We start from the raw sequence: 19,535 nt of genomic DNA, 5'->3' as shown, positions 1-19,535 counted from the left end.
ACATGTGTGGAATTGTAGGATATATTGGAAGTAGAGAAGCTTTTCCAATAGTTTTAAAAGGATTAAAACGTTTAGAGTATAGAGGATATGATAGTTCGGGTATTGCTGTAAACAATGGAGGAGAACTGAACATCTATAAAAAACAAGGAAAAGTTGTTGAATTAGAAAAATTTGCCAAAGATAAGGACACCACTGGAGGTGTTGGTATTGGTCATACACGATGGGCAACGCATGGTAAGCCTAATGACATCAATGCTCATCCTCATGCTTCTGGAAACGAGAAATTTGCATTGGTACACAATGGAATTATTGAGAATTATGCGGTCTTAAAAGAAGAGTTGATATCTCGTGGTCATGAGTTTAAAAGTGAAACGGATACAGAGGTATTAATGCACCTCATTGAAGATATTGTTGACAAGCAAAACTGTGATTTATTTGAGGGTACAAGACAGGCATTAAATGAAGTTATTGGGGCTTATGCTATTGTTGTTATTTCTGAAGACAATCCAAAAGAAATCATTGCTGCAAAAAAAAGTAGCCCATTAGTAATTGGTCTTGGTGAGGATGAATACTTCTTAGGTTCTGATGCTACGCCAATTATTGAATACACCAAAAATGTTATTTATCTTGAGGATGGGGAAATAGCGAAATTAAGTTTAGAAACAGGGTTAACGCTAAAAACCATCAAAAACCAAGAAAAGACTCCTTATATTCATGAGTTAGAAATGAAAATAGAGACCTTAGAAAAAAGTGGGTATGATCATTTCATGTTAAAGGAAATTTATGAGCAACCTCGTTCGATCAAAGACTGTATGAGAGGACGTTTAATGTTGAATCAAAACTACATTTCATTAGGAGGAATAGAGGCTTATCAAGATAAGATTTTTGCAGCTAAAAGACTAATCATTATTGCTTGTGGAACATCTTGGCATGCTGGAATCGTTGGAGAATACCTGTTGGAAGAACTATCCAGAATACCTGTTGAAGTAGAATATGCCTCTGAGTTTAGATACAGAAACCCTATTATTGATGAAGATGATGTCGTTATTGCAATTTCGCAATCGGGAGAAACAGCAGATACTTTAGCTGCTATTGAATTAGCTAAATCTAAAGGTGCTACGATTATTGGGATTTGTAACGTCGTCAACAGTACTATTGCAAGAGCAACTGATTGCGGAGCTTATACACATGCTGGCCCTGAAATTGGAGTTGCCTCAACCAAAGCTTTTACTGCTCAAGTTACTGTACTTACTCTGATTTCATTATTGTTTGGAAAGAACAAAGGAACCATTGAACCTACACGTTTTAGCCGTTTAATGCTAGAATTGGATGCTATTCCTGATAAAGTAGAAAAAGTATTGCAGTCTGATGAATACATCAAAGGAATTGCTGAAATTTATAAAGATGCTCCTAATGCTTTATTCCTTGGACGAGGAATTAACTTTCCTGTAGCCTTAGAAGGAGCTTTAAAATTAAAAGAAATATCTTATATCCATGCAGAAGGTTACCCTGCTGCTGAGATGAAACACGGGCCAATAGCATTGATTGATGAAGAAATGCCAGTTTATGTTATAGCAACACAAGATTCTAGTTATGAAAAAGTAGTGAGCAACATTCAGGAAGTTAAAGCGAGAAAAGGAAAAGTTATTGCTATTGTAACTAAAGGAGACGAAGTTGTCAAAAACATTGCTGATCATGTTATCGAAATTCCAAAAACTGACGACATGTTAGTCCCGTTATTGGCTACGATTCCATTGCAGTTATTAAGTTATCACACAGCTGTAATGCGCGAATGTAATGTTGATCAACCTAGAAACCTAGCAAAATCAGTAACAGTAGAATAATTAACATTTTTTAACTTGCTAGAATACAGTAACTTATAGAAATACTCTAAATTAGAAATCTATAAACTATACCTCTACTATCTAAAGACCTTAGCTGTATAGTTTAGTTAATAAAGAAATACGAAAGCACGTATCTTAGTTAAGGAGCTTAAACTTAATTAGGATACGTGCTTTTTTTGATAGAAAAATTATGAAAATTAAACACCTTACCCTATTTGCATTCTTTTTTCCATTGTTGGCACTTGCTCAAAGTAAGGAAGAACGAAAAAAAAGACCCACCTATATTGGACTTGAATATGGTTTTTGCAATTCAAAATTTAGAGACTTTGCAACTTCCCCGCTCTTTTACACAGGAACTCCAATGACTATTGGACTTGGAAGAACGCGTTTCGACAGTAAAAGAGCTTCTGCGCTATACTTAAGCTTTGCAACAGGAAAGTACCATGTCAATGTTGGTAGCGAATCTACCCAAAGCAGTGTTAAAAGCCTTAACGGTCAATATAGTAAACTCTATATTATCCCTCAATTATCCAACGAAAAATGGAATATAAAAACAGGAGGTCATCTTTTTGCCACAGCCAATTTAAGAACCAATCCCTCTTTACAAAATAATGCTATAGGTATTGAAATTATAGGTTCTTTAATGGCTTCACTAAAAGCCGAAAGAGACCTTTCTAGAAAATTGAGTAAAGACAAAAAGTTTCTTTTTATCAAATACCACCTCAAGGAAAGAACAAGAAAACTTTCTTATCAATTAAATATTGGAGTTGTAAATTCAAGTTATAGAAATGGATACAATTACAATGGACAATCCAGTATTTTAAATACCCCCAAATTATTTGATGGATACCAACTCTCTACCTTTTCAGGGCTCAACATTGGAAGTGACCTCTCTTATAAAATATACTTAAACAACAAAAACATTATTCAGCTAACTTATGGCTGGAATTTGTATAAAACAGGAGGAAATTTCGAACAATTTGAACTGGCCAACCACCTGCTAAAACTTACTTTTTTATTTAACACTAAATAACTGCTATCACCATGAAATACCTATTATTAATCCTCTCTATTCTACCTCTTATTTCTTGTGAGAAAATTTTCTTAAAAAAAGATCAAAAAACGAGTAATGCCAAAGAAAATTTTGACTATTTGTGGAAAGAATGTAACGATAAATACTCTTTTTTTGAACTAAAAAACATCGATTGGAATGCCATTAAGGCCAATTATGAGTCTAAAATTTATGAAGGCATGAGTGAAGATTCTTTGTTTAATGTTCTAGGTGCTATGTTAACCGAATTAAAAGACGATCACACCAACTTAGTTTCTAACTTTAATGTCTCTAGTTTTGGTGTACATTATTTAGGCCAAGACAATTTTGATTGGAGAATTATTCAAGAGCACTACTTAAACAGAGACGAGCAAAGCACTGGTCCTTTTTTACATCGTTTTATCGCTAACGATGAAATAGGATACATTAGATTTGGAGCATTTACTGGTACAGTAGATGACAACAACCTCAACTACATCTTAAACAAATACAAAGACACTAAAGGCTTGATTTTAGATTTAAGAGAAAACGGAGGAGGGGCAGTCACAGATGTTTTTAATATCTTAAGTCGTTTTGTGGAAACTAAGACTTTAGTAAATTACTCCCGAATTAGAAACGGTGAAAAACACAACGATTTCTCTCCTGCTGAACCTGTTTATGTTACTCCTTATGACGGTATAAGATATCCAAACAAAGTTGCTGTACTGACTGATAGAGGAACTTATAGCGCTGGTTCCTTTACATCTTTGGCTACAAAAGCTATCCCCAATTTAATTTTAATTGGCGACACAACAGGAGGAGGGTTAGGTCTTCCAAATGGAGGGCAATTACCCAATGGATGGACCTATAGATTTTCAATTACCCAAGCCCTAACCCTAGATTTAAACCCAGCATACGAAAATGGTGTACCACCAGATATTACAGTATTATTTGATTGGACAGATTTAACAAAAGATGAAGTCATTGAACGCGCTTTGATAGAACTCCAATAAGCAAATTCCCCTCATTAAAGATGATTAATGAGGGGAATTTTATTTTTAATCAGTATAGCTATTCCTTTCAGACGGCTCTTCAGAAAGATATTGAACAAACTCATATTGATTGCCCTCTTCATCTGCAAAGTAATCTCTAATTCTAAATTTTTCGATTTGTTTAGGATAATCTCGTAAATAACCGTTTGCAAGCAATCTTTGAGCTATTTCTTCAACATTATTGACAACAAAGCCTAAATGATTTATCCCTACTCTATTGTAGTTTTTTACTTCTGGAGTTTGATTTTTTGTTGTTTGATTAAGTGCCAAATAGGTTTCGTCATCTCCTAGATGTACCCATTCTCGCTCACCTTTTCCTCCTCCTCTAATTTTGAAATGCGGAAATGCAGTCGTAAAAAAAGCGATAGCCGCTTTTAAATTATTTACAGTAATATTGGCATGTTCTAAATATATTTTTTGATTTTTCATAGTGTTTATTTTTTTGTTCACTACAAAGTTGATAGCTTTATCTCTATAAATCAAATTGATTGTTTTTATACTCATATCATTAATTTTTATAACATGATTACGATAGCCCAATTGGAATACATTGTTGCAATAGATACATACAGACACTTTGTTACTGCAGCCGAGAAATGTTTTGTCACCCAACCTACATTAAGTATGCAAATCAAAAAGCTTGAAGAACATTTGGGCGTAACTATTTTTGATCGTAGTAAACAACCTATTATTCCCACAGATATTGGAGAAAAAATTATTAAACAGGCAAGAATAGTTCTAACAGAAAACCAAAAGATTAATGAAATTGTAGATGAGTTTAACTCGACTTTATCTGGGGATTTAACCATTGGAGTAATCCCATCTCTTTCTCCCTATTTACTTCCCCTATTCATTGGTCGTTTAACAAGTAATTATCCACAGATCAATGTTACTGTCATTGAACTGCTTACAGAAGACATTATTAGTAAACTAAAAAACGACACCATCGACGTTGGTATTCTGGTTACCCCACTTAAAGAACCTAGTATCATTGAAACTCCTATTTTTTACGAAAAGATGTTACTTTTTGCCAATAAATCGCACCCTTTAGCGACCAAACAAACTTTAGAGACAAGTGAAATTACATCTGAGGGGCTATGGTTATTAGGGAAAGGGCATTGTTTTCGTTCACAAGTTGTCAACCTTTGCTCTTACCAAGATGAGCACAATGACGAGGCGGTATTTAAATTTGAAAGTGGCTCTTTAGAAACCATAAAAAAAATTATTGAAACCGAAGGTGGCTACACCCTATTACCAGAATTAGCAATCAATAACTGCAATCCAGAAAACACTATTATAAGGCATTTTGACTCTGAGACACCAGTAAGGGAAGTAGGGATTGTTTATTCTCGAAATCATGCTAAAAAGAGAATGCTTGAAGCCTTAAAAACTACCATTGAACAAACTGTACCAGAAAAACTATTAAATGCAGAAAGAGGGCAGGTTGTTGAATGGAGGTAAAAGCCCATACAATTACTAGAGAACTGTATGGGCCCAATTCAAATAAAAAATTACTTGATATTAATTTTTTATTACTTGCTCAATATAAGTTTGATTTGGCGTGATCACTTTTAAAAAGTATGTGCCTGTATTAAGGTTTTCTATTGGCATTATTGCTTCATTTGTTGCTCTTATTAACTTCCCATCAATGGTATACAATTCTAGGGTTTTAACAGCACCACTAATCTTAAACTGAGTTGAAGATGGGTTAGGGTATACAATAATTTCTGGTTTATCGGCCTCATAGACACTTGCAGAAATATCAATGTATTCAAATGCTCCATAATCAATATTAGCTCCAAAAACTCTTTCATTTCCAGCCAAATCTTTATAAGGATTGTAAGGTGTTGAATTGCTTAAGGTTGGATCTACGCAAGGAGAGTTTGATGGTATAGAATAATCTGCAATACTAGCATTATTAAAAAGCGGATCACTATCTGCCCCCCAATCAGACCAAGTATCAGACAAATTGCAACTTACGGCATCTTGTAGTCCAATACTTCCTGGACTTGTATTATCATAAATAATTGAATGGTTTATATCAACAGCAAAAGTGTCTACAGTTGGATTGGTATTCGACAATTGAAACATATTATGCGTGGCGGTATTGTTTACAAATGTGCAATTTTGATACAACGCATCAGAATTTACAGCACAAGCAACACCTCCAAACCTATTGGATTGATTGTCTCTTATTAAACAATTAAAAAACTCCATTTCTGAATCTTGAAAATAGCCTGCAGCCCCATCATACAAAGCGGTATTGTTATTATCAATTTCGCAAGCAACAAATCGGCAACTAGACAGATAAGCATAGAGTCCAGCTCCATGGTAGGTTGCGCTATTACTTGTAATTCTTACATTATAAAAACGAGCTTCTGTACTGTGCAAATACACTCCACCGCCACTTTGAGTCGGTCCATTCCCTGTAGCTAAACCATCTGCGACCATAAAACCATCGAGTACTGCTGTTGAGTCTGCGATATTTGTTACTTCTAACACATGATAAGACTGGTTGTTCCCATTTAAAATTGCTTTGTTGTTGATAGGATCTCTTTCGCTTAGCATTGTTTCTTGCCCTGAAAAACCTCCTAAAATAACGACTCCTGACTTTAACCAAAAGTAACGTTCATTAGGTGTTACCGGCAGCTGACCTTGTTCATTAACTGTTGGAAAATAAACGCCTTGCTTCACCCACAGGGTATCTCCAGGATTGGCCATAAAAATGGCATTTCCCAAATCTGTATAGGCATTATTCCAAGATTGTCCATTATTGGCTCCTGTAGCATTTGCATCAATATAGGTTTGAGCATTCAACCCAACAGTGCTACATATAAAAAATAAAATTGTAAATAGTTTGTTCATGTTATGAATTTTATAAATTATCCCTCTATATTTTACCAGTATTTCGATAAGTAAATTGTCTTTCCACATGCGCCATTGGTTGAAAACAAATAGCGCTTTCTTTCCGTACCGGCTTCAACACCAACATATACTTTAACATCATCACAATCGACTTCTATTTGATGCCCTTTTAGAAGAGATTTTGCTGCAACAGAGCTTCCAGAAAAAGCTAAACGTACATCATTATTTTTTGACTGTTTGCTTTGGTCCAAATCATTGACAATAATACATTTACCTACAGCATTGGATTGGTTGTTATCTTCATTCATTCTTTTTCTCATGGCTTGACCTTCTTCTGAAGCCCAATAAGCATCATTTTTAGCTTTTATTGCTGCATTCCCTCTTGCGATATCTGCTTTTATTTCAGCAATTTCTTTTTGTTCTTGAGCAGTATAAGCTGGCTGAATCTTTTGCATTGCTGCGATATAATCTTTGATTACTTTTTCGTGATCTTTTTTCTTTAATTGACCAAGATATTTCATCTCTCCAGAAGCATCTTTTACAGCGTTTTTAGCAGCTGCCATTTTTTCTTTTAATGATAACTTCTTATTTGATTTTTCTTTTTTAAATACGGGCAAATAAATCGACTTCAATTCAAATGAAGAAGCATCTTCTTTCATACTCCACAAACAATAAATAACGCTATCTACGACTAAATAAGTCTCGTTAAAACCTCTATTTGTTCTGATATATGATGGATTTGAATAATGATCTAATAAGTCATTTTCATTATTGTAAGTAATATAAGTCTTTTCTTGATCGACCATTTTTGCATTTAATCCAGCTGGCTTATCAAACTTATTATTAATGATGCTAAACTGTAGTTTAAATGATCGAGCTTCTAACTCATATCCGTCTCCAGATTTGTAGATTCCATAAACTTTGTAAATAGTATTCAAGCCCATATTTTCAATAGACTTAAATAAGTTCTCTTGGGCACTCCCTTTTAGTACCATTAAGGATAAAATAATGAATAGAATGTTTTTCATGTTTTCTTCTTTTTTTTAGTTTGAAAACAAGGTTAAAACATTTAACTATAGGTTTTAAATTGGTTTTATTAATGCCCGGATATAATTTAGGAATGGAATATATTAAACAACAAGACCAGCCATTCCTTTTTTAAAGTCTTCTACTCTATACTTAGATAATTTAGCATAGAGCTCTTCTTCTAAAACAATAATTCCTTTGGTTAGCTGTACCGACTTTAAAGCCCTAAGGTTAACCAACCACGATTTATGTGTTCGAAAAAAATAACCAGCATCTAATAGTAAATTCTCAAAATACTTCAAGTTTTTGCTTACAGTCAGTTGTGTTTCTCCTTTAGTAAAAATAGTACAATAGGCCCCTTGTGCTTGAACCGCAATAATATCACTAACATCAACCACACGTTTATTCCCCAATTCAGAAATAATGATTTTTTCTAAACTTTCTTCGTTCATTGAAGAAACTAAGACTTTTAGTTGTTCTATTTTACGAGTATTATCAACTTTACTTCTTACTTTCTCTATGGCTTCAGTTAACCGAGCTCTATTGATAGGTTTTAAAAGGTAATCTAACGCACTTAACTCAAATGCTTTAATCGCATATTGATCATAAGCCGTTACAAAGATAATTTCAAAATTAACCGTGTCGATAAAATTTACAATTTCATAACCAGCATAGTTGGGCATTTTTACATCCAAAAAAACCACATCTGGTTGATGCTCTTTAATTGCTGCAACTCCTTCCAAGAGGTTACTACATTGGGCCACTACACTAACATTTTTACAAAAATTATGTAGTAAGTTAGAGAGTACATTTCTAGCACTTTCTTCATCATCTACTATTATGGCTTTGATTATATCCATTGGATAAATATAATTGATTTCTTAAGATTCTCGTATTTTGTTTCATGTATGGTATCATTCATTTTACCAACAACAACCTACTCCTTATAAGGCATAATAAGCGTAACTTTCGTTCCTTTATCCTTTTTATCAGGGTATAAATCTTCTATGACATAATGAGCTTCTTTACCAAATTGTTCTTGAAGAATTTTCATACGCTCTTTAATCGCTCCGAGTGAAAAAGATTCATATTTATTATTTTGACGTTCTTTGATTGCTTTTGCCCTCTCCTGTCCTATTCCATTATCTTCTATAAAGCATATTAACTGCTCTTCTAATTTTAATTGAATCGTAATTTTTTTTACACCTTCTTTATGCAGCAACCCATGTGTTAAGGCATTTTCGATAAAAGGTTGTATAACAAGTGGCGGTACTTCTACATCCTCTTTCACTTGATTGTCTATGACATATTCGAAACCTGATTTAAACCTTAGTTTTTCTAAACTTAAATACACATCTAAGAAGTTTAATTCATCTTGCAAGGGTATAAATTCTTTATTAGAATAATTTAATGTGTTTCTTACCAATTCAGAAAAAACAACAATATAATCATAAGAACGTTCGGTGTCTTGTTGTAAAATTAAATCTTGAATCGAATTTAACGCATTAAATATAAAATGAGGGTTCATTTGGGAACGCAAGGCTTTTAGCTGAGATTCTACAGCTTTTTGCGCTAAGTTTTTTTTCTCCAACAGCTCATTATTTTTCGTTCTTATTGCTTGGATTCGTATTAAGAAAAACAAAATAGAAATACATAAAGTGACTCCCATTACCAATAAATAAAACCACCATTTTTGATAAAATGGATGATCTATTTTTAATTGAACTCTGAATTGATCTTGTGGTTGTCCCTTATATAAAAGTGCAGCACTAAACTCATAATCACCTGGAGGAATTGATTGATATTTTATTTTATTTTGATCGTAATCTACTACCAAAGGGGCCGAATCATATCCCTTTAAGTAAAAACGGTATTTTAGGCCTTTGCTTAACTCTAAATAGGGTGCCGAAACTATAAATTCAACATTATTTTGATCTGAATTCAATTCAAATGCCTCCTTATTTTCTACTAATTCTCCATTAATTAAAAGTTGAACACGCTTAAACATTGGCCGTGGTTGATATGCTAGCAACTTTTTTAAGTCCAACTTTTGTATTCCTGTGTTTTGCAAAGCATATAAGTAATCCCCATGTACTTCAATCTGAAGAGGCGTATTTTTTTCTAGGCCATCAGTTGCATTAATCTCCGCCTGTTTTTCTCCTTTTTTATTGATAATTTCTATCCCTTTTTTATGCTGAACCAATAGTAATTCATTCCAAAAGTGAATATCTAGGATATTTTGATGCTTTAAAAATGCTTGTTCAGTATTAAATGGTTGAAGTTGTTGATCTTCCCATAAATACAATCCTTTGGTTTTAGAAACGACGTATATTGTACCCTTGTGCTTTTTTAATTGGGATACCAATAGCGGTTTATCATTAAGTTTAATCGCTTTTTTTTGACCAGTTTTAATCGAAAACAATCCTTTAGAGCTACCTACCAGTATGGTATTATTGTTATCCATTTCTATCGCATAACTTCTACCATCAAAAACTGAAGTTAGGATGGGTTTTGAACTTTTAAACTCCAATAAATATGCTCCTAAATTCCCTGCTAATAAATATAAGCTATCATTAACTTTCGAAAAATCTTTAATGGAGCTGGCTTCTAGTGCAGAGGCCATTGTTTGTCTTGCTACATCGAATAGATAAGGTCTATCTATATCAAACAATAAAAGCCCATAAGCTTCTATATATTCTAATAACTCCACTCTTTTATAGCCTTCTTCAAACAACTTTTTTAAGCGCTGCTCTTTCCACCTATATAAATCGCCATCCTTACCGCCTAAATAAAATACAGTGTCATTGAGAATATTAAAGGTTGAGATGGCTAATTCTTGAGAAGATATTAGCAATTCGGAAGATATAGGGGGGATTAAAATAATACCGTGATCAAATGTTCCTAGCAAGATGTTTCCACGTTGATCTTGGAACACATGAGAAATAAAAATTCCCTTAAACAGTTCATCGGTTTTATTGGTTTTAAGGTTTACCCTTTGAAGCCCTTGTTTTTCACTTGCAAACCACAAAAAATCTTGAGTACAGTAGGTTCGTGATAGACCAGGCGGTCCTTTTTGTTCCTGCTTTAGCGTAACTTGTCCTTCTTGAAATTCGGCTTCATAAATGACTCTCCCGCCATCTTTAAACCAATACTTCCCCTCTTGTTCAATTAGGTTTAATATCGTATTGGGTAATAGCTGTTCATTGTTTTCCAGTTGGATTGAGTAATTTTTACAGCCATTTTCTGTGATTAATGTAATCGAATCTAACCAATAGTGTACAGCAAGCGTCCCTTTTTTTACTCTTTTTATTTTCGATAAATATTGGTGAGTTTGGTCATCTTTTAATAGCACCCTTATTTTATGCGGCTCTTTAATAGCAAATGTATAGAGTGATTTTCCGTGAACAACTATCGTATTCTCATCTAAGAAATTATAACTAATAAAACTAGAGATTAAAGAATCTGGAACTTGATGTATGAGTGATACTCTATTGGAATCAACAAAAAATATTTGCCCGTTTAAATTATTAAAATAAATACCACCTGCTGGAGATTCTATCGGATTAAAGACAGAGTTACTTAATTGATCAGGATGAGTATATTGTCTAAACGTATAGCCGTCAAAAGCATAGATCCCGTTATCAGTTGTTATCCAATAATCTCCTGTACGAGCTTGAATGATTCCATAAACATCAACATTAGTAAACGCTTCTGCGCCTAAAAAGTAATGATAAGGTTCTTGAGCAAAACCTTTTAGAAAAAAAAATTGCACTCCTATGGCTAGAAGTGCAATTTTTATGAGTATTCTGCTCAAAAGATGAAATTATAAGTTCAACAAAACTTCTTCTGGTGCTTTTGCTCCAAAAATCATTTTTGTTGGATTTTCTAACATTTCTTTTACTTTAACTAAGAACCCTACAGACTCTTTACCATCAATAATTCTATGGTCATAAGATAAGGCTAAATACATAATTGGGCGAATTTCAACTTTCCCATTGATCGCTACAGGTCGTTCTACAATATTATGCATCCCTAAAATAGCAGATTGTGGAGGGTTGATAATTGGTGTACTCAACATCGACCCAAAAACACCTCCATTCGTAATGGTAAATGTTCCTCCTTCCATATCTTCAATCGCAATTTTACCATCTCTAGCTTTAATTGCTAAGCGCTTAATTTCTTTCTCAATTTCATGTAGTGACATTTGCTCAGCATTACGAACTACAGGCACCATTAAACCTTTAGGAGAACTTACCGCAATACCTATATCAGCATAATTATGAGAGATCATGTGATCTCCGTCAATCATCGAATTTACTTGTGGATATAAGTTTAATGCTTCTGTTACTGCTTTAGTAAAAAACGACATAAACCCTAAGCTTGTTCCATGAGTTTCTTTAAAAACAGCTTTATACTTTGCTCTAATATCCATAATTGGCTTCATATCTACTTCGTTAAAAGTAGTCAGCATCGCCGTTTCATTTTTAACCGCCACTAATCTTGAAGCAATTTTTCGTCTTAACATTTTCATTTTTGCAGAAGAAGTCTCTCTTGTACCTCCCCAACCTTGTGTTGCTTCAGCAGGGAATCCTGCTGCCATAGCTGCAATAATATCTTGTTTTGTTAAACGTCCGTCTTTGCCTGTTCCTTGCACTTTCGCTAAAGGCACGTTATTTTCATCTGCTAGTTTCTTTGCCGCAACAGAAGGCACTCCTTTTGCATAAGTCTCCTTAGCTGGTGCTGATGGAGCTTTCTCTGCTACTGGATTAGGATTAGGCGCTTCCGTTTTTGGTGTTTCAACCGCTATTTCTGCTGTTTCTTTCGACTCAAAATCAGCTGGTTTTTCTGCCGATGTATCAATTAAACAAACAACATCTCCAACAGCAACCGTATCTCCATTCTCAGCTTTTAAAGTAATTGTTCCAGAAGCTTCTGCAGGTAATTCCAAAGTCGCTTTATCAGAATCCACTTCAGCAATTGCTTGGTCTTTTTCTACATAATCTCCGTCTTCTACCAACCATTCTGCAATTTCAACTTCAGAAATTGACTCTCCTGGACTTGGTACTTTCATTTCTAATACAGACATATTTTCTTTTGATTTAAAGATTCAAGATTTAAAGATTCAAGACTTTGTCTTTTTTATTTCTTTTCTTCTTTTATCTTAATTTGTTTATAATGTTAGTCTTAACTCTTTTAGTCTTAATATCTTAACGCTAATTTACACTTTTTGTTTAGCATACTGCATAACCTTATCTAAAATAGCTTGATGACGAATTGCAGATACTTTTGAAGATCCACTTGCTGGACTCGCCGAACGTCTTCTAGATGCAACATCCAACTGAACACCTAATTTTTTCCAGAAACGGTGACGACTTTGGATAAACCTCCATGCTCCCATATTTTCAGGTTCTTCTTGCGCCCAGATATAATTAGCATCAGCTCCATATTTAGCCACAATCTCCTCAATTTGCTTAGCTGGTAATGGATACAATTGCTCTACTCTAACTACTGCAACGTTTTCTCCTGCCCCTATTTTCTCTTTCTCTTCTACTAAATCGTAGTAGAATTTACCAGAAACCATAACTACAGTATCAACTTCATTAGGATTTACAGTTGTATCGTCAATAACCTCTTGGAAACCTCCATTAGCAAAATCACTAATCTTAGATACAGCAGAAGGATAACGCAACAATTTCTTAGGAGTAAATACAACTAATGGTTTTCTAAAGTCTCTTTTCATTTGTCTTCTTAGCAAATGGAAGAAGTTAGCAGGTGTTGTACAGTTCGCAACTTGCATATTTAAGTCGGCACACTGTGTTAAGAATCGTTCCATTCTACCACTTGAATGCTCTGACCCCATACCTTCATAACCATGTGGCAATAACATCACCAAACCATTTTGCGTGTGCCATTTGTCTTCAGCAGCACTAATGTATTGATCTACCATGATTTGAGCACCATTAAAGAAATCTCCAAACTGTGCCTCCCAAATTGTTAAATCGTTAGGTGTTGTAAATGCATATCCGTAGTCAAATCCTAAAACTCCATATTCAGAAAGTAAAGAATTATAAACATCAAATCGAGCTTGTCCCTCTTCTAAGTTGTTTAAGGTAATGACTTTTTCTTCTGTATCTTCTGTTTTCACGACAGCATGTCTGTGTGAGAATGTTCCCCTTTCAACATCTTCTCCAGACAAACGAATATTATGTCCTTCTGTTAATAATGTTGCATAAGCCAGCATTTCTCCCATTCCCCAGTCTAATCGATCTTCTTCAACCATTTTGACTCTATCTTTCAAAAGCTTAATGATTTTTCTAAAATACTTTTTCCCTTCTGGTAAAGTCGCTAATTTAATTCCAAGTTCTTTTACTCTTTCTTCAGCAACAGCGGTTACAGGTGATGTTAAGAAATCTTCTTTTGTTCCATGCTTGTATCCTTTCCATTCTTCTTCTAAAAAGTCTGTTACTACAGCTTTCTCTATTTGTTTTGCTTCATCCAAACGTTCTTGAAGCATATCGTCAAATTTCTTTTTGAGAATATTTCCTTCTTCAGCAGTAACGACACCTTCTTTTACCAACTTATCTAAATAGATTACTCTTGGATTAGGGTGTTTTGAAATCGCTTTATATAATTTAGGCTGTGTAAACTTTGGCTCATCTCCCTCATTATGACCATACTTTCTATAGCATAATAAATCGATAAAAACATCTCTATTAAATGTTTGACGATACTCTAATGCTACTTCCATCGCTAATACAACAGCTTCTACATCATCTCCATTAACGTGGAAAACTGGACATAAAGTTGTTTTGGCAATATCGGTACAATAAGTACTCGAACGAGCATCTAAATAATTGGTTGTAAATCCAACTTGGTTATTGATGACAATATGCACTGTCCCCCCTGTCTTATATCCATCTAACTGTGCCATTTGAATAACCTCATAGACAATTCCTTGCCCAGCAACGGCTGCATCTCCATGAATTAAAATAGGTACAATTTGAGATTCATCTCCTCCTAAATCATGGTCAATTTTGGCTCTTGTAATCCCTTCAACGACTGGATTAACGGCTTCTAAGTGAGAAGGATTAGGAGCCAATGTCATTTTAATATCCTTACCTGCATCTGTAGTAACATTACAAGTATATCCTAAATGATACTTTACATCTCCATCAAACAATGCGTCTTCATATTCTTTTCCATCAAACTCACTAAAGATGGCATCGTAAGTTTTATTAAAGATATTTGCTAAGACATTTAAACGACCTCTATGGGCCATTCCCATTACAAATTCTTTTACACCTAAAACAGACCCCTTTTCGATTAAAAAGTCTAATGCTGGAATTAAAGCCTCAGCCCCTTCAATAGAGAAACGTTTTTGACCTACAAATTTTTTATGTAAGAACTCTTCAAAAACGCTGGCTTGATTTAACTTATGTAAAATGTGTTTTTTATCTTCAACACTAAATTTTATTCTATTCTTAAGCTCTATCTTATTTTTAATCCAATCGACTCTCTTTGGATGTCTTATATATTGGTATTCAATACCAATAGAACGGCAATAAGTTTCCTCTAAATGGTCAATAATTTCCTTTAAAGTTGCAGGTCCAATCCCAACTTCTTCTCCAGCTTGAAAAACTGTAGTTAAATCCGATTGTTCTAATCCAAAGTTTTCAATGGCTAATGTTGGCTGATATTTTCTTCTTTCCCTTACTGGATTGGTATCTGTAAAAAGGTGTCCTCTAGTTCTGTAGCCAGCAATTAGGTCTATCACCTTGAACTCTTTTTGAACATTCTCTGGGATTTCGCCTTCTACATCGTAATTTGCTTTTGCAAAATTAAATCCTTCAAAAAAGGTTGCCCAACTCTTATCTACTGAATTTGGGTCTTTCGAATACTGAGCATACAATTCTTCGATTGCACTACCTTCTGCATTACTTAGGTATGAATATTTGTCCATTATTTATAGCTGTGTAATTCTAATCAACGTAATATTCACAAATGTAAGATTTAATTTGCTCAGATAAAAAGGGAATAATTAAAAATTAGTTAAGAGATTGAAATAAGCTTCTATTATTCAATTAATTTCACACTAAACCGCAATACATTTTTTTAGATGTTGCTATTTGCTTTACTTTTTGCTTTAGAGCAGCGGCATCTGATTCTGATATTAAATCCAGGTCAACCAAATGTATTTGGTTGTTCTCATCAACAAAATGAATGTCATTGTGTTTTCCCTCCACCTTTTTTATTTTATGCCACTTAATAATTTTAACTGCGTGTGCTATAATGATAATAGAATGCTCATTTATAATAATCTTAAATGGCTTTAAAATAGCATTTACAATAAGGTGAACACCTCCCTCAACAAAGTGAAGAAAAAGAATTAGCCCAACAAACCAAATTTCATTGACATAAATAAGAAATACTAACCCTGCTAACAAATAAAATACAATATTAATCCCCTCATAAACAATGGCATTGACAAATCCTTGTTGACTAATTAAAAACCCTTCTTGTCTTAACCCTAAAAAAATAGCTTGCCACCTTAGGTTTACTTTAAAGAACAAAAGTAACCCTGCCACAATACCCAAAACTACAAATACTGTATCAATAAACGGAATTTTCACATCCATGTCTTCATGATAAGTAAACAATCCCAATACGCATATTGTTAACAGTAACAAAAATGAGATAATATTTATAGTTTTAATCATAATAAAACGTTTTCATGTTGTACTTGATCTCCTAAGGATTCCCCGTTTTTCTATCACAAAGTCAATGATGTTATTTAAAAACGCCTCAACAGACCTCAAAAGTAATCAATTTTCAGTTTGCTCTAGCAACATCTCTATAAACTTAAATAAAATAAAAGGTTGAGTCATGACACATTTTGTCATATTCTGAACTTTAAACGAGCTTTAAGTCCACCCTATTTCTTCAACAAAACTATCACAAAAACAATAGTACACCCTACAAAAACACACAAACAACTAAAAAACAGCAACTTACGATATTTAAGACAGAAAAAACAAAAAATAGTACACTTTGGTTTGCTTTTTGACAATAGGTAAACAAACATTGCAAAACAATTATTAAAAACTTTGTATTATGGACATAATTAAAAACTTTATATATGCAGGTGTAGGTTTAGCTACAACTACAACAGAAAAAGCTAAAGAAACTATTAATGATCTTGTTGAAAAAGGAAAAATTTCTGACACTGAAGGAAAAAGAATAATGGACGACTTTTTTCAATCAACAGAAAATACAAAGGAAGAGTTTGAAACGAAATGGAAAAAACTGAACGATTCATTATCTTCTAAGTTTGACTTCATGAACAACAAAGAATCAGAAGAAGTAAAAGTCTTAAAAAGTAGAATTGAAGACCTTGAAAAAAAGTTAGCAGCAGCAACAAAAAAAATAAACACCAACAACAAAACGGTTACTAAAAAACCAGCAGCTAAAAAAGCTACAACAAAAAAAACTACCACTAAAAAGGTAGCCACAAAAACAACAACTAAGTAATTAAAGTATCACTGAAAAAAAATCAAAAAAATGGATTTAATTAAAACACTAGCTTACGCAGGATTAGGATTAGCGTCTGAAACTAACGAGAAATTAAAAGAAAAATTTGAAGCTTTAGTTGAATCAGGAAAAAAAGCTGATTCTGAAGGTAAAAACATTGTTGGAGACTTTTTTAAGACAGTTGATTCAACCAAAGAAGATTTTGAAGCTGAATTCAATAAAAACAAAGCAAAATTAGAGGAGAAATTCCCAATTATTAAAGAATTAGAAGAGAAGTTAAACAAGACAAAAGAGGATGTCACTTCTAAATTCAACGAAACTAAAGCAGAAGTAACTGAAAAAGCAAAATCTGCAAAAGAAGATTTCACCAACAAAGTGAAAGAAGCAAAAGAAGACTTTACTAAAAAGGTAGATAACCTTACAAGTAATAAAGAAGCTAACGTTGCCGAATAGGTAACTTAGTGTGTGTAGTAGTTTTAGGCAAAACGCCCGATAAACATAATGTTTATCGGGCGTTTTTGTTTTTAATTTTATATTCCTAATTAACAGGAAAGTAAATTACTGATATTGCTCTTCGTCGTCTAAACCTTTCTTAGCAAACTTTGCTTTTGCCATGGCAATTCCACCCCAGCTAGCCCAAACACCTACGAAAGACATTACAAAGATTAATACCCAAAATGCTAATCCAAAAAAGATTAAAAATATAGCCGTTCCTATTAACATAACTTGTAAATTTGAATGATTAATGATTGCGAAGTTAAAATAAATTATCAATATTATGGAATATAGAATCGAAAAAGACACAATTGGAGAGGTAAAAGTACCTGCAGACAAATACTGGGGAGCTCAAACTGAGCGTTCTAGAAACAATTTTAAAATTGGACCTTCTGGATCAATGCCTATCGAAATTGTACATGCTTTTGCTTACCTAAAAAAAGCTGCTGCTCATGCCAATTGCGAATTAGGTGTATTATCTGAAGAAAAAAGAGATTTAATTTCTACTGTTTGTGATGAGATTGTAGCTGGAAAACTAAACGATCAGTTCCCATTAGTTATTTGGCAAACTGGATCTGGTACACAGAGTAACATGAATGTAAATGAAGTTGTTGCAAACAGAGCACAAGTTCTTTCAGGAGGAAAAATGGGAGAAGGCGAAAAAGTTTTAGCCCCAAATGATGACGTTAATAAATCTCAATCGAGTAACGATACTTTTCCAACAGGAATGCATATTGCTGGCTACAAAATGATTGTAGAAAAAACTATTCCTGGAATCAAACAATTAAGAGATACTCTCCTTAAAAAATCTAAAGACTTTGCTGATGTTGTAAAAATCGGTCGTACACACTTAATGGACGCTACGCCATTAACGTTGGGGCAAGAATTTTCAGGATATGTCTCACAACTGAATCACGGTTTAAAAGCTTTAGAAAATACTTTAGCTCACTTATCTGAACTAGCTTTAGGAGGAACAGCAGTTGGTACTGGCTTAAACACTCCTAAAGGATATGATGTTCTTGTTGCAAAGAAAATTGCTGAATTTACGGGTCTACCATTTATTACTGCTGAAAACAAATTTGAGGCTTTAGCTGCACATGATGCTATTGTTGAAACACATGGAGCATTAAAACAAATCGCTGTTTCACTCAACAAAATAGGAAATGACATCCGTTTAATGGCTTCTGGACCTCGTTCTGGAATTGGCGAAATCATTATTCCTGCTAATGAACCGGGTTCTTCTATCATGCCTGGAAAAGTAAACCCAACTCAAGCTGAAGCTTTAACGATGGTTTGCGCTCAGGTAATGGGTAACGATGTCGCAGTTTCTGTAGGAGGAACTCAAGGACACTATGAGTTGAATGTTTTTAAACCAATGATGGCAGCCAACTTATTACAAAGTGCTGAACTAATAGGAGACGCTTGTGTAAGTTTTGATTTAAATTGTGCTCAAGGAATTGAACCTAATCAAAAAAGAATTGATGAACTTTTAAACAACTCTTTAATGCTTGTAACAGCGCTAAACACCAAGATTGGCTACTACAAAGCTGCTGAGATTGCTAATACTGCTCACCAAAATGGAACAACCCTTAGAGAAGAGGCTATTCGCCTAGGATATGTTCCAGAGGAAAAATATGATGAATGGGTAAACCCTAAAAACATGATTGGTTCCTTATAAATATAGTTTCTAAATAA

16 protein-coding genes are annotated in these 19,535 nt (G+C 33.8%); 7 read left to right on the top strand and 9 right to left on the bottom strand.

What is annotated here, in order from left to right:
• Nucleotides 1-2: 2 nt before the first annotated feature.
• The 3 genes from glmS (at nucleotide 3) to N4A35_10985 (ending at nucleotide 3,887) form a co-directional block, all read left to right on the top strand.
• On the top strand, nucleotides 3-1,844 hold the full coding sequence (gene glmS, locus N4A35_10995; GenBank protein MCT4581936.1) for a glutamine--fructose-6-phosphate transaminase (isomerizing): 1,842 nt from the start codon (nucleotides 3-5) through the stop codon (nucleotides 1,842-1,844).
• Nucleotides 1,845-2,034: 190 nt separating this feature from the next.
• Entirely contained in the window at nucleotides 2,035-2,877 is an 843-nt protein-coding gene (locus tag N4A35_10990) for a hypothetical protein (protein MCT4581935.1), read from the top strand.
• Nucleotides 2,878-2,888: 11 nt separating this feature from the next.
• Nucleotides 2,889-3,887, top strand: a complete 999-nt coding sequence (locus N4A35_10985; GenBank protein ID MCT4581934.1) for a S41 family peptidase — start codon at nucleotides 2,889-2,891, stop codon at nucleotides 3,885-3,887.
• Nucleotides 3,888-3,932: 45 nt separating this feature from the next.
• Here the strand turns inward: N4A35_10985 and N4A35_10980 are convergent, their stop codons facing one another.
• Nucleotides 3,933-4,355 (bottom strand): VOC family protein, encoded by a 423-nt coding sequence (locus tag N4A35_10980; GenBank protein MCT4581933.1) that lies wholly within the window; start codon nucleotides 4,353-4,355, stop codon nucleotides 3,933-3,935.
• Between the two features lie 93 nt (nucleotides 4,356-4,448).
• Here N4A35_10980 and N4A35_10975 point away from each other — a divergent pair, with 93 nt between their 5' ends.
• Nucleotides 4,449-5,387 carry a LysR substrate-binding domain-containing protein gene (locus N4A35_10975; GenBank protein ID MCT4581932.1) on the top strand — a complete coding sequence of 313 codons (939 nt, stop codon included), beginning with the start codon at nucleotides 4,449-4,451 and terminating at the stop codon, nucleotides 5,385-5,387.
• Between the two features lie 60 nt (nucleotides 5,388-5,447).
• Here N4A35_10975 and N4A35_10970 read toward each other — a convergent pair whose 3' ends face one another.
• The 7 genes from N4A35_10970 to N4A35_10940 all read right to left on the bottom strand — a co-directional run bounded on the left by N4A35_10970 (nucleotide 5,448) and on the right by N4A35_10940 (nucleotide 16,534).
• Complete coding sequence (locus tag N4A35_10970) at nucleotides 5,448-6,791, bottom strand: T9SS type A sorting domain-containing protein (protein ID MCT4581931.1); 1,344 nt, start codon at nucleotides 6,789-6,791, stop codon at nucleotides 5,448-5,450.
• A gap of 32 nt (nucleotides 6,792-6,823) precedes the next feature.
• A complete protein-coding gene (locus N4A35_10965) occupies nucleotides 6,824-7,819 on the bottom strand; it encodes a hypothetical protein (GenBank protein MCT4581930.1) in 996 nt (331 codons plus the stop codon).
• Nucleotides 7,820-7,921: 102 nt separating this feature from the next.
• On the bottom strand, nucleotides 7,922-8,677 hold the full coding sequence (locus N4A35_10960) for a response regulator (protein MCT4581929.1): 756 nt from the start codon (nucleotides 8,675-8,677) through the stop codon (nucleotides 7,922-7,924).
• A gap of 77 nt (nucleotides 8,678-8,754) precedes the next feature.
• On the bottom strand, nucleotides 8,755-11,631 hold the full coding sequence (locus tag N4A35_10955; GenBank protein ID MCT4581928.1) for a histidine kinase: 2,877 nt from the start codon (nucleotides 11,629-11,631) through the stop codon (nucleotides 8,755-8,757).
• 9 nt (nucleotides 11,632-11,640) lie between these two features.
• Complete coding sequence (odhB, locus tag N4A35_10950) at nucleotides 11,641-12,903, bottom strand: 2-oxoglutarate dehydrogenase complex dihydrolipoyllysine-residue succinyltransferase (protein MCT4581927.1); 1,263 nt, start codon at nucleotides 12,901-12,903, stop codon at nucleotides 11,641-11,643.
• Nucleotides 12,904-13,035: 132 nt separating this feature from the next.
• On the bottom strand, nucleotides 13,036-15,777 hold the full coding sequence (locus tag N4A35_10945; protein MCT4581926.1) for a 2-oxoglutarate dehydrogenase E1 component: 2,742 nt from the start codon (nucleotides 15,775-15,777) through the stop codon (nucleotides 13,036-13,038).
• A 127-nt stretch (nucleotides 15,778-15,904) separates the two neighbouring features.
• On the bottom strand, nucleotides 15,905-16,534 hold the full coding sequence (locus N4A35_10940) for a hypothetical protein (GenBank protein ID MCT4581925.1): 630 nt from the start codon (nucleotides 16,532-16,534) through the stop codon (nucleotides 15,905-15,907).
• Between the two features lie 394 nt (nucleotides 16,535-16,928).
• Between N4A35_10940 and N4A35_10935 the strand changes: the two genes are divergently transcribed.
• Together N4A35_10935 and N4A35_10930 are read left to right on the top strand one after the other, a co-directional pair.
• A complete protein-coding gene (locus tag N4A35_10935; protein MCT4581924.1) occupies nucleotides 16,929-17,345 on the top strand; it encodes a hypothetical protein in 417 nt (138 codons plus the stop codon).
• A 30-nt stretch (nucleotides 17,346-17,375) separates the two neighbouring features.
• Nucleotides 17,376-17,798: a hypothetical protein gene (locus N4A35_10930; GenBank protein MCT4581923.1), complete on the top strand. Its 423-nt coding sequence runs from the start codon at nucleotides 17,376-17,378 to the stop codon at nucleotides 17,796-17,798.
• 105 nt (nucleotides 17,799-17,903) lie between these two features.
• Here the strand turns inward: N4A35_10930 and N4A35_10925 are convergent, their stop codons facing one another.
• Nucleotides 17,904-18,068 carry a hypothetical protein gene (locus N4A35_10925; protein ID MCT4581922.1) on the bottom strand — a complete coding sequence of 55 codons (165 nt, stop codon included), beginning with the start codon at nucleotides 18,066-18,068 and terminating at the stop codon, nucleotides 17,904-17,906.
• A gap of 55 nt (nucleotides 18,069-18,123) precedes the next feature.
• Between N4A35_10925 and fumC the strand changes: the two genes are divergently transcribed.
• Entirely contained in the window at nucleotides 18,124-19,518 is a 1,395-nt protein-coding gene (fumC, locus tag N4A35_10920) for a class II fumarate hydratase (GenBank protein ID MCT4581921.1), read from the top strand.
• Nucleotides 19,519-19,535 lie beyond the last annotated feature (17 nt).

The organism is Flavobacteriales bacterium (assembly GCA_025210295.1).
Lineage (GTDB): Bacteria > Bacteroidota > Bacteroidia > Flavobacteriales_D > Parvicellaceae > S010-51.
The sequence above is the reverse complement of the archived record's forward strand: the minus strand, read 5'-3'. Positions and strand labels throughout refer to the sequence as shown.